Source organism: Actibacterium sp., from assembly GCF_041584535.1.
GTDB lineage: Bacteria > Pseudomonadota > Alphaproteobacteria > Rhodobacterales > Rhodobacteraceae > Actibacterium_D.
In genome coordinates this window covers 1-11,536 of sequence record NZ_JBFHDW010000049.1, presented here as the reverse complement: position 1 = coordinate 11,536, position 11,536 = coordinate 1, and the positions used below count along the sequence as shown (strand labels likewise).

Below are 11,536 nucleotides of genomic sequence, written 5' to 3'. Positions count from 1 at the left end.
CGGGCTGGTCAGCGCGACCGAGCCGGTGTTCTCAACCGTGATGGTCCACGAAATCGCGCCGGGCGCGGTGACCGGGTTGCTGCCGCCGGTCTGGGATTTGGAGACGGTGAAATTCGCGGTCGCGGGCGAATAGGTGTTGGTGAAGGTGCAGGTGACGGTCTCGGTATCGGCCAGCGTCAGGCCGTCAGTCAGATTGGTGTCGGCGGCGCCCGAGCAGGCAACCGCGCTGGAATAGTCGGTGACGCTGGTTTCGCTCAGGGTATAGGTGCCGGTCGGAACCGTGCCCGAGATGCCGCTGGTGCCGCTCAGCGTTGCCGGGCCGGTTGCGGTCAGGGTGAAATCCCCCGCCACCGCCGTGCCGCCGACAACGACCTTGTTCAGCGTCAGCGTGGCCGACGCGGCCGAGGCAGCGTTATTGGTAAAGGCGCAGGACAGGGTCGATCCCAGCGTCAGGCTGCTGGCGGGCAGGGTGACCAGACCGGTGGCCAGATCATAGGTGCCCACCGCCGAACCGCTGCCGTCTGTGCAGGCGATTGCCGTCAGATCCCACGCCGAATCCAGCGTCTCGGTGATTGCCACATCGGCGGTATAAGCGCCGCCGCTGACGGTGCCGGTGACCCACAGATCGGTCGAAACCGGGGTGCTGGCCGCAGTAGTGGTCAGCGACGGGCTGGCGGTGTCGGTATTGGTGGTGGTGAAGGCAAAGCTGCCGGTCGCGGTGCCGGTGCTGCTGGTGTCCGTGGTGGTTTTAGACAGGGTGATCTTGGTCGCTGCCGCGGTCGAGGTCGTCGAGGGCTCGGCACAGCTGACGTTAAAGCCGCCGTCGCCGTTCCAGCCGAACACCACGCGCGGGGTGAAACTGGTCTCTAACCCGCCCGAGCCATTGACCGGGCACTGAAATGGCGCGGAGATGTTGGAAAAGCTATAGGTGCCAGCGCCAAGGTCATAACAATCGCCGTCGCCATCGGTATCCGCAAAGGGCGATGCGTTGCCCGTCGCCATCTGGCCAAGGCATTCGCTGCTGTCCAGCGTGCCATCGCCCACCGTGTCGGCGGCGTCCATGATCGCCAGAACGAAGTCGTATTTCGAGCCGCCGGTAAAGTCGAACCCAAGATCGAATTTCGCAGTGCCGGTGTCAGAGGGGCCGGAACAGGCTTCGGTGACGGTGAAATTGCTGACCGTGATGCCTTTGACGTCTTTTGCCGTGCAGGAAATCGCGCCGAACGAGGGCGATGAGGCATAAAAAAGTGAAAAAAGAATGAACGCTAATGTGCGGGTGGCTCTGACCGGCCAGACATTATCCGAGTCTGAAGCTGTCACGATCTACTGCTCACTCAAACCCTGCGAGGCAGAAAATCGCCGCATGCAGGAAACATTTAAATTTCTCTTAATTGGCGCATGTATGACGGTGTGCAATTTTTGATCAATAGGAAAAAAATTACAAAAATTCACGGCAGAAGGGGCTAGGGAGTCCGCTGCTAGCTCTGTGGTTGAATTTGAAAAAAAACGAGGAAATAAGGCATTAAAAACAGTGTGTTAAGAATTGTTACAGTCAGGGCCTTGGCGGCCGCGCAACAAAGTGACGTAGCGTAACTTGATCTTGAAATTTTGCTGCGCACTCACGCAAATGGTTAATTTTCACCTCAGACGTGTGTTTGGTTATTCAAAATACCGAATAAGTAAATGCGATATGGAAAATACACTGATTCTAAAGCGGAATTTTCGCATGGGGCTTATGGGGAAGATACATGAAGACCGCCGCGAACAGGGGGGCTGTCCGCGGCGGCTGTCAGGGTCGGGTATTGGGGTGTGCTAGTCCAGCCGGTGCCCGACCGGAAAAATCGCCAGATTATAGCGCGATTTCAGCGCGCCCCAGATGCCGCGCTTGTCGATCAGCATGACCCCGATCGCGATCGAACCCATCATGATCAGATACCACGTGCCCCAATCTGCGGCGATCTGGCGCAGGGCGAAGAAGATGATCACGCCAAGGATCGGGCCTTCGATGGTGCCGATGCCGCCGATCACCACGATGAAGATCACGAAAGCGGTCCATTCATTGACGCTAAAGGCCGCTTCCGGGGTGATGCGCAGCTTTTGCAGAAAGATGAACGACCCGGTCAGGCCGGTGAAGCCGGCGGTCAGGACGTAGATCAGGAATTTCGCACGGCGGGTGTTCACCCCGACGCTTTCGGCGGCGTTTTCGCTGTCGCGGATCGCGGTCAATGCCAGACCCCAGCGCGAGCGCAACAGCCCCCAGACCCCGACCACCGACAGCACGGCGATGGCAAAGGCGATGTAATACATCACCTGATCGCGGCCATCGCGGGTCGCGGCGATGGATTTTGCCAGCTCGACCGGCAAGGAAATCCCCGAACCGCCCCCCAGCGCCGAGGCCTGTGCCGCGATCAGCCGGAACACCTCGGCGATCACCCATGTGCCGATGGCGAAATAAGCGCCCTGCAGGCGGAACGCCACCCAGCCGGTGGGAATGGCGATCAGCGCGGTCGCAATCGCCGCTGCCGGAATGGCCAACAGCACCGGGATGCCGGAAAAGATCGCCAGCGCGAAGAACAGATACCCGCCCAGCCCGACAAAGGCCTGCTGCCCGACCGAGACCAGCCCGGTATAGCCCGCCAGCATGTTCCACATCTGCGCCAGCGCCAGAAAGCTGAACGCCTCCATCAGCAGCCGCAGATCGGCACGGCCCGCCCACATCGGCGCAAAGGCCAAAGCGACGGTCACGATCAGCACCAGCGCCAGCATCAGTTTCTGGGTCAGGGCCGATGCCTTTTGGCCGCGCGCCGCAGTGTGTGAAATGGTCGCCATGATCTTAGCCTTTCATCTTGGGGAACAGCCCGGTGGGGCGGACGATCAGCACGATCAGAAAGGCCAGATGCCCGGCAAGGATCTGATACCCGGCGTCGATTTGCGCGCCGATGGTCTGGGCAACGCCCAGAATGATCCCGCCCAGAAGCGTGCCCCAGATATTGCCCAGCCCGCCGATGATCACCGCCTCGAACGCGAACAACAGCCGCGCCGGACCCGCTGTGGGGTCAAAGTTGGTTTTCATCGCCAGAAAAATCCCGGCAACCGCGACGACCAGACTGGCCAGCATGGTGGCGATGGCAAAGATATGGGCGTTATTGCCGCCCATCAGCGGCACGATTTCCGGGTCGTCCGACGTGGCGCGCAGCAGCCGCCCCAGCGAGGTGCGATAGAACACCAGCTGCAACAGCCCGATCGCGGCGACGGCGGCGATGAACATCATCAGCGGCAGCACCCCGATAGCGACGTTATGGCCGAACGAGATGCTGGACGTGTCCAGCCAGCCGGTCTGCAGCTTCTGACTGTCGGCCGAGAACACCTCAAGCAAGGCATTCTGGATGATGATCGACATGCCGAAGGTCACCAGAATGGGCGGCAGGATGTCTTTGCCCAGAACGCGGTTCAAAACGAACCGCTGATTGGCATAGCCGGCGATCCCCAGCAGGATCACCACCAGCGCCACGCCAATGATCGGGTTCAGGCCCCAAGTCACCACGAAGGTCAGCATCAGATAGGCGGCGACCACGATGAAATCGCCATGAGCGATGTTCACAAAGCGCATCACGCCGAACATCAGGCTTAGCCCCGCCGCGAACAGCGCATAAAGCCCGCCCAGCAGAACCCCCTGAACCAAAGCGTTGATCCAGACCATCACGCGTCCTCCCCCATACCGAAATAGGCGCGGGCGATCTGCGCGCGCGTGACCGATTGCGGCGTGCCGGTCAAAGACACGCGCCCTTCCATGAAACAGTAAATCCGGTCGGCCACGGCCAGCGCCTGACCTACATCCTGTTCGACCACCAGAATCGAGGTGCCGTTTTCGCGGATGCGCGGCACAGCCTGATAGATGTCCTTGATGACTTTCGGCGCCAGTCCAAGGCTGATCTCGTCGCACAGCAACAGCCGCGGGTTCGACATCAGGGCGCGGCCGATTGCCACCATCTGTTGTTGGCCGCCCGACAGCGCGGTGCCGGGGTTTCTGCGTTTCGATACGAGGTCGGGAAAGATCTCGTACACCTGTTTCAGCGTCCACGGCCCGGCGCGATGGCCCGAAGCGCCGATCAGCAGGTTTTCCTCGACCGTCAGCGACGGGAACAGGCGGCGGCCTTCGGGCACCATGGCCAGCCCCAGCTTGTGGATGCGGTCGGCGGCCATGCCGGCAATTGATTGACCGGCAAATTCGATGCTTTGGCCCTTGGTCGGCCGCAGCCCGGTCAAAGCCCGCAGAAAGGTGGATTTGCCAGCGCCGTTCGAGCCGATGATGGCGACGGTTTCGCCTTCATCCACGGTGAAATCAATGCCGAACAGGGCCTGAAAGTCGCCGTAAAACGCCTCAAGCGCCTGTGTTTCAAGTAGCCTGGTCATCGACCGCGATCCCCATGTAAATTTCCTGAACCAGCGGGTCGGCCATCACCTGTTTCGGGTCGCCCTCGGCTACGATCTTGCCAAAGTCGATCACGATCAGGCGCTCGACCACGGCGGTCAGGGCGTGAACGATATGTTCGATCCAGATGATCGAAACGCCCATGTCGCGGATGCCCTTGATGGTGTCGACCAGCGCGTGACATTCGCCTTCGGTCAGGCCACCGGCGATTTCATCCAGCAACAAAAGTTTCGGCCCCGAAGCCAGCGCCCGGCTGAGTTCCAGCCGCTTGCGCTCAAGCAGGGTCAGCGACCCGGCGGGCACATTGGCCTTGTCGATCAGCCCGGTCTTTTCAAGGATCTCGCGGCAGGCCTGTTCGGGGTTGGTGTGGCCGCTTTCGCCAAAGGCCGACGCCACCAAAAGGTTCTCGTAAACGGTCATCCCGACAAAGGGATGCGGAATTTGAAAGCTGCGGGAAATCCCCAGCCGGCAGCGCTCGGACGCGGTTTTGCGGGTGACGTCCTGCCCGCCAAAGCTGACCGTCCCGGACGAAACCGGCAGCGCGCCGCCGATCAGGTTGAACAACGTCGATTTGCCAGCCCCGTTCGGGCCGATGATGCCAAGCGCCTGCCCCTGCGGCACCTCAAGGTTCACGTCATCGGCTACGGTCAGCGCGCCGAAAGTCTTGTTGACGCCCCTGAGCGACAAAATTGGCTGCATGGTGTTCTCCCGGAAGGTGGTGTCAGGGGCAGGGCGCGCCGGCCCCTGACAATGTCGTTAGCCGATCGCCCGCATGGACGAGCCGGTCGGGATGTTCGGGTTGTCGCTGTTTTCGACGATTTCCAGAACCGGCTTGCCGCCGTCCATGTGCCACTGACCGCCGACCAGCGGGGTCTTGGCGATGTTCGGAACCGGACCCTTGCTGAAATCGATGTGACCCACGACCGAGTCATACGCAGTGCTGGCAATCGCGGCGACGATGCTGTCGGGATCGGTCGGATCCTCGGTGCGTTTCAGCGCGTCCATTGCGACTTCGAACAGCGAGTGTTTAAAGCCCAGCGGCATGGTCCACGGGTTGCCGGTGGTTGCCTCGTAATCGGCGGCCAGTTCGGCCGAGGTCTGGCCGGTGAAGCTGGAGGCGAACGGGTGATGCGGCGACCACCAGACTTCGACCGACAGACCGTCGGCGCGATCGCCCAGACCGGCGATGGCCTGCGGGAATTCGGTCGCCTTGGCGGCCTGCATGACCTTCGGGTTGAACCCCTGCTGCGCGGCCTGAGTCCAGAATGTGGTGAAATCGGGCGGGATCATCACGCCGGTGACAATCTCGACGCCCGCCTCTTTGAAGGCCGAGATTTGCGAGCTGAAATCGTCCGACATGTTCTGATAGCGGCCGGTATCGACCAACTGATAGCCGCGCTCGGCCATGACCGGCGGGAAGCCCAGTTGCGGGTGGCTCCAACCGTTGCCGTCCGGATCGTTCGGCCACAGGGCGCCGACAACCTTGTTGGTGTCCAGCTGATCCCATTGCGACATGAACACCGAGATGATGTCCTCAAGCCCCCAGAAGAAGTGATAGGTATACTGGAAGCCCTTTGCCGGGTCGCCCTGACGGCCAAAGAAATGCGGCTGCCACGGGGTGTCGTTGGTGATGCAGGGCACGCCGTTCAGTTCGGCCTGATCCGCCACCGGGTTGGTGGTGTCGGGGGTCGAGGTCGCCATGATGATATCAACTTCGTCCCCAAGGATCAGTTCCTGCGCAACCGACGAGGCGCGGTTCGAGTTCGACTGGCTGTCCTTGACGATGAATTCCACCGGATGCTCGGTGCCGTTGATCATCAGGCCGTTGCCGATCTGCTTGGCGAACTGGTTCAGGGTGAACTGGTCCGGCTCGGCAAAAATGGCCAGCGGGCCGGTTTGCGGCGTGACAAAACCGATCTTGATGGTCTTGGTCTTGGCCAAAGCCGGAGTGGCAAGGCCACCGGCATAGGCCAGCGCGCCAGCGGCGCCGACGCCTTGGATAAAGCCCCGGCGCGTGGGGGTGAATTTGGACTTGGACATTCTTTCCTCCTTGAAAAAGCGGGCGCTGCGCACCGCAAAAGCCTCCCTGTGCCAGCCCGGACAGGGCTGGCGGTCTTGGTCGTATCGGGGCAGAGCGGGCAAAACCCATCCGGTCCCTGACCGGGGTCAGGGGGAATGCTCTGCGACATGTGGGTGAAACCTGCCGGTCAGATGCCGCGCTTCGGGCGGCGATGGCCGGGCAGGGGGTCACACTAGTTCGTGTGGCTGTGTTTACTCATTCAGGCGCTCCTCCTGCGCTTGGGATTTCGTAAGGCCCGGTGCCCTTAGGGCAGCGGCCCGGTATAGGCACCGCGCGGCGGGGCGTCGGTTTTCTTGGCGGCGTCAATGGCGCGCAGAATCTGGTTGGCTTCGGGGCGCATGAACGGCACCGAAAGCACAAGGCTGAAACCGATCGTGCCATCCTGGCGCACCCAATAAAGCGCCGGTTCGCTGAAAAAGGCTGGTTCGTCAGTGTCGTCGCGCGCGGTCGAGATCATCAGACCCCAGTCATCCCGCGCGGCCTTCAGGTCCAGCGAATGCCCGACCGGCAGGCGGATGATCTGCATCTCTGACACCAACTGTTGGGAGCGCTCGGGCGTGTCGGTGCTGACCGCGATCAGGCGTACGCCGCGAATGGCGAAATCGCCGATGCGGTCGTCCAGTTCCTTCAGGTGGGTCTTGCAGATCCCGCAATGCAGGCTGCGATAGAACGAGACCAGCGTGCCACCGGGCGGCACCCGCTGGGCAAGGTCATAGGGGCCATGGGCCACGGTCGGCAGGCGCAGGGTCGGGGCATTGGACATAGGCACAAGCATCAGGTCTCTCCCAGCTTGCGGGCTTCCATCACCGCGACGGATTTGCGGATGTGGTCAATCGTCAGTTTTTCCGCAAGATCCTGATCGCGGTTGATCACCGCATTGAAAATCGCGTCATGTTCGGCCCGCACATCGCGGGGAATAGTCCGCTCGGTCAACGAAATCCGCAGATAGCGGACCGAGTGGTTATACAAAATTTCACGAAAGTTCAGCAGCCACAAATTGGTGCAGGCCGAAATCATCGCGTTGTGAAATTCGCGGTTGCGGATTTCCCATTCGTCAACGGTGGCCTTTTCGCGTCCGGGCATTTCGGTTTCGATCTTGGACAGGCGGTGATGGGCGGCGACAAAGCGGCTTTCCCAATCGTCATCGCCATGCTGAATGCTTTCGCGCACGGCGCGGGCTTCGAGCAGGGTGCGCATTTCGACGATCTCGCGGAAATCCTTGATCGACACCGGCGCCACGTGAAAGCCGCGCTGGCCTTCGGTGGTGACAAGGTTTTCGACCAAAAGCCGCGAAAGCGCCTCGCGCACAGTCGATGAGCCGACACCGTAACGCTGACGCAATTCCTCGATTCGCAAGCGGCTTTGCGGTGCAAGTTCGCCATTCAGAATTTCCTGACGCAGCGACGCATACACCTCTTCGATCGCTGTTTTCACAGACGTTTTTGCACCGAGGTTGAGGCCAGCTCCTGCCAGAGTCATCATGATTTCCCCTGTTTCTCCGATTTCAGCTATTGCCCAAATCCACGCAAAAAACAACGATAAAAAATACAAATATCGTTTTTAAACACCTATGGCATAAAAAAACGATATTTAATTTGACAAACGATATTGCCCTCCGGCATGTTCGGGTCAAGCCGGATGGGGGGGGCGATTCCGTGACTGAGCAGACCGCAGATGCGACATTCAGTGTTTGGATTTCGGGTGAGGATCAGCCGTATCTGTGTGGGGTCGGGGAAAAGCTTTTGTCGGCGCTGGAACGCTGTGGACAGATCCCCGTGCGGGTGGGGTGCCGTCAGGGGGGCTGTGGTGCCTGCCGTATCCGGGTGATCTCGGGCGACTATGAGACCGGCAAGATGAGCCGGGCGCATGTCTCGGAACAGGAACAAGGGGACGGATACGCGCTGAGCTGCCGTGTTTATCCCAAAAGTGATCTCGTCATCGAACCGGCGTTCGTCGGGCCGCGGCGGTTTAAAGAAGCAACTGATTAACACCAGATTTGGGAGGAACACCAATGTCTCAAGAGGGTCTGCTACGACCGGGTATCGCGCAGTTGCGCGTGCTGGATATGGAAGAAGCCATCAAGCATTATGTCGAATATATCGGCCTTGAGCTTGTCAGCCGCGAGGCCGATGGCCGCGTTTATCTGAAATGCTTTGACGAATTCCACCGCCATTCGGTGGTCCTGCGCGAGGCCGACACCGCCGGTATCGACTTCTTCGCCTTCAAGGCCGATGGTCAGGGCGCCGTCGACAGCTTTCGCAAGCGCATCGAAGAGTATGGCCTGAGCGTGGATGACGTTGCCGCAGGCGAAATGCCGGGCACCGGCGGCCGCATCGGCTTTACCATTCCGTCGGGCCACCGCATCGAGCTTTATGCCGATATGGACCTGTCCGAAAACGCGCCGGAAACCAAGAACCCCTATATCTGGCACAAGCCGCCGCATGGCATGCGCGCTCAGCGCATGGACCACTGCCTGCTTTACGGTCCGAATATCGACGAGGTCGAAAAGTTCTTCACCACGGTTCTGGACTTTCACCTGCCCGAGCGGGTCGATCTGCCGGACGGCACCCTTGCCATCTGGATGACCGTGTCGAACAAGGCGCATGACATCGCCTTCGTGAAGCATGACGAGCCGGGCAAGCTGCACCATCTGGCCTTTTATCTGGAAGACTGGCACGACATCGGCCATGCCGCTGACCTGCTGACCCAATACGACATCAGCCGCGATCTGGGCCCGACCCGTCACGGTATCACTCGCGGCCAGACGATCTATTTCTTCGATCCGTCGGGCAACCGGAACGAGGTCTTTGCCGGGGGGTATACCGCCTACAAGGATCACCCGGTGCGTGTCTGGGATCACAACAACGTCGGCCGAGGTATCTTTTATTACGAGCGTCAGCTGAACGAAGCCTTCCTGTCGGTCGTGACCTGATGACGGCCACGGTTGTCTCTCGCAACCTGACGGCTGAGGCCGCTTTCACCGCCGTCAAGGCGGCGGTGGAGGCGGGGGCCGAAGTGGGCGTTGCCGTGAATGCCGCCGTGACCGACGCTGGCGGCAATCTGATCGCGTTTCTGCGGGCGGATGGCGCGTTTCTGCCCTCGGGCAAGATCGCGCAGGACAAGGCCTATACAGCGGCCGGTTTCAAGCTGCCCAGTGGTGCGCTTTTTGACGCGCTGAAAGGCGAACCCGCTGTTTTGACGGGAATTACAACTCAACCCCGCGTCGCTGCCTTTCCGGGTGGTCTGCCGATCTGGGACGGGCCGCATCTGGTCGGTGCGATTGGTGTCTCGGGCGCTTCGGCCGAACAGGACGACGCCTGTGCCCGCGCGGGGATCAATGCAATCGGGCTTGGCCCAAACCAGGAATAAATCAGTGACGGATGCCCTTCATTTCATCAATGGTGAATACACCAAAGGCACAAGTGGCCGGACCTTTGACAATTTCAGCCCGGTTACCGGCGAGAAAATCGGTGTGGTCCACGAAGGGTTGAAACCCGAGGTCGACGCGGCCGTCGCCGCCGCCCGCGCTGCTTTGAAAGGTCCGTGGGGGCGGATGACCATGGCCGAGCGCACGGCCATGCTTTACGCGGTCGCGGACGAGATCAACCGCCGTTTCGACGACTTTCTGGATGCGGAAATTCTGGACACCGGCAAGCCGCGCAGTCTGGCCAGCCATGTCGACATCCCGCGCGGTGCGGCGAACTTCAAGGTCTTCGCCGACACGGTCAAGAACGTCCCGACCGAGACCTTTCATCTGGACACCCCCGATGGCGCAGGCGCGCTGAACTATGGGGTGCGCAAGCCCAAGGGCGTGATCGCGGTGATCAGCCCGTGGAACCTGCCGCTGTTGCTGATGACATGGAAAGTCGGCCCGGCGCTGGCCTGTGGCAACACGGTTGTGGTGAAACCGTCTGAGGAAACGCCGCTGACCACCGCGCTGCTGGGCGAGGTGATGAACACAGTGGGCGTGCCGAAAGGCGTGTTCAACGTCGTGCATGGGTTTGGCCCCGACAGCGCCGGTGCCTTTCTGACCGCGCATCCCGATGTCGATGGCATCACCTTCACCGGCGAGACCCGCACCGGCGAGATCATCGTTCAGTCGGCGGCCATCGGGCTGCGGCATGTGTCGATGGAATGCGGCGGCAAGAACGCCGGGATCGTCTTTGCCGACGCCGATATGGACAAGGCGATCGAGGGCACGATGCGCTCGGCCTTTGCCAATTGCGGTCAGGTCTGTCTGGGCACCGAGCGCGTCTATGTCGAGCGCCCGATCTTTGACGACTTCGTCGCCCGTTTGAAGGCGCAAACCGAACAGCTGATTCTGGGCAAACCCGATGACCCCGATACCAGCCTTGGGCCGCTGATCTCGAAAGAGCATCAGGCCAAGGTGCTGTCCTATATGAAGCTGGCGGTTGAAGAGGGCGCCACCGTTGTCACCGGTGGCGGCATTCCCGACATGCCCGGCGATCTGGCCAATGGCGCATGGGTGCAGCCGACGATCTGGACCGGCCTGCCGGAAACCGCCCGCGTCATCAAGGAAGAGGTGTTCGGCCCGGTCTGTCACGTCACCCCGTTCGACACCGAAGCCGAGGTGATCGCCATGGCCAATGACACCAATTACGGCCTCGCCACCGCGATCTGGACCGAAAACCTGTCCAAGGCGCATCGCGTCGCGGCGCAGATCGACGTCGGCATCGCTTGGGTCAACTCGTGGTTCCTGCGCGACCTGCGCACCGCATTTGGCGGCACCAAACATTCCGGGATCGGGCGTGAAGGCGGGGTGCACAGCCTCGAATTCTACACCGAACTGACAAACATTTGCGTTAAGCTCTGAAGGGCATTCCCATGACATCCGAAACCCAAATCAAAGAGGCCGCCGACCGGCTGTGGGCGGCCTGGCAATCCGGCACTCCGGGCGCGCCGATCCGCGATCTGCTGGACGAGGGCGACGTCGCCGCCGCCTATCAGGTGCAGGAAATCAACACCAAACGCTGGCTGGGCAACGAAGAACGTGTCTTGTCGGG

At 60.9% G+C, this 11,536-nt stretch carries 12 protein-coding genes; 4 read left to right on the top strand and 8 right to left on the bottom strand.

Features of this window, described 5'->3' with window-relative positions:
* The 8 genes from ABYW26_RS04080 to ABYW26_RS04045 form a co-directional block, all read right to left on the bottom strand.
* Nucleotides 1-1,320, bottom strand: a 1,320-nt coding sequence (locus ABYW26_RS04080) for a hypothetical protein (protein ID WP_372603522.1), incomplete at its 3' end; no start/stop codon positions are given.
* A 492-nt stretch (nt 1,321-1,812) separates the two neighbouring features.
* A complete protein-coding gene (locus tag ABYW26_RS04075) occupies nt 1,813-2,829 on the bottom strand; it encodes a branched-chain amino acid ABC transporter permease (protein WP_372603521.1) in 1,017 nt (338 codons plus the stop codon).
* Between the two features lie 4 nt (nt 2,830-2,833).
* Nucleotides 2,834-3,700, bottom strand: coding sequence for a branched-chain amino acid ABC transporter permease (locus tag ABYW26_RS04070; RefSeq protein WP_372603520.1), 867 nt, complete (start codon nt 3,698-3,700; stop codon nt 2,834-2,836).
* Nucleotides 3,700-4,413, bottom strand: coding sequence for an ABC transporter ATP-binding protein (locus tag ABYW26_RS04065; protein WP_372603519.1), 714 nt, complete (start codon nt 4,411-4,413; stop codon nt 3,700-3,702). Before ABYW26_RS04065 ends, ABYW26_RS04070 begins: the two co-directional genes overlap by 1 nt.
* On the bottom strand, nt 4,397-5,131 hold the full coding sequence (locus tag ABYW26_RS04060; RefSeq protein ID WP_372603518.1) for an ABC transporter ATP-binding protein: 735 nt from the start codon (nt 5,129-5,131) through the stop codon (nt 4,397-4,399). Before ABYW26_RS04060 ends, ABYW26_RS04065 begins: the two co-directional genes overlap by 17 nt.
* A 57-nt stretch (nt 5,132-5,188) precedes the next feature.
* Nucleotides 5,189-6,472 (bottom strand): ABC transporter substrate-binding protein, encoded by a 1,284-nt coding sequence (locus tag ABYW26_RS04055; RefSeq protein WP_372603517.1) that lies wholly within the window; start codon nt 6,470-6,472, stop codon nt 5,189-5,191.
* 284 nt (nt 6,473-6,756) lie between these two features.
* Nucleotides 6,757-7,287 carry a redoxin domain-containing protein gene (locus ABYW26_RS04050; protein ID WP_372603516.1) on the bottom strand — a complete coding sequence of 177 codons (531 nt, stop codon included), beginning with the start codon at nt 7,285-7,287 and terminating at the stop codon, nt 6,757-6,759.
* Complete coding sequence (locus ABYW26_RS04045; RefSeq protein WP_372603515.1) at nt 7,287-7,946, bottom strand: GntR family transcriptional regulator; 660 nt, start codon at nt 7,944-7,946, stop codon at nt 7,287-7,289. The genes ABYW26_RS04050 and ABYW26_RS04045 overlap by 1 nt, the downstream gene beginning before the upstream one ends.
* Nucleotides 7,947-8,023: 77 nt before the next feature.
* Between ABYW26_RS04045 and ABYW26_RS04040 the strand changes: the two genes are divergently transcribed.
* The 4 genes from ABYW26_RS04040 to ABYW26_RS04025 are packed head-to-tail and all read left to right on the top strand — an operon-like array spanning nt 8,024 to nt 11,346.
* Entirely contained in the window at nt 8,024-8,500 is a 477-nt protein-coding gene (locus ABYW26_RS04040; RefSeq protein ID WP_372603514.1) for a 2Fe-2S iron-sulfur cluster-binding protein, read from the top strand.
* Between the two features lie 23 nt (nt 8,501-8,523).
* Nucleotides 8,524-9,444 (top strand): catechol 2,3-dioxygenase, encoded by a 921-nt coding sequence (locus tag ABYW26_RS04035; RefSeq protein ID WP_372603513.1) that lies wholly within the window; start codon nt 8,524-8,526, stop codon nt 9,442-9,444.
* Nucleotides 9,444-9,881: a heme-binding protein gene (locus tag ABYW26_RS04030; protein WP_372603512.1), complete on the top strand. Its 438-nt coding sequence runs from the start codon at nt 9,444-9,446 to the stop codon at nt 9,879-9,881. The genes ABYW26_RS04035 and ABYW26_RS04030 overlap by 1 nt, the downstream gene beginning before the upstream one ends.
* A 4-nt stretch (nt 9,882-9,885) precedes the next feature.
* Nucleotides 9,886-11,346 carry a 2-hydroxymuconic semialdehyde dehydrogenase gene (locus tag ABYW26_RS04025; protein ID WP_372603511.1) on the top strand — a complete coding sequence of 487 codons (1,461 nt, stop codon included), beginning with the start codon at nt 9,886-9,888 and terminating at the stop codon, nt 11,344-11,346.
* Nucleotides 11,347-11,536 lie beyond the last annotated feature (190 nt).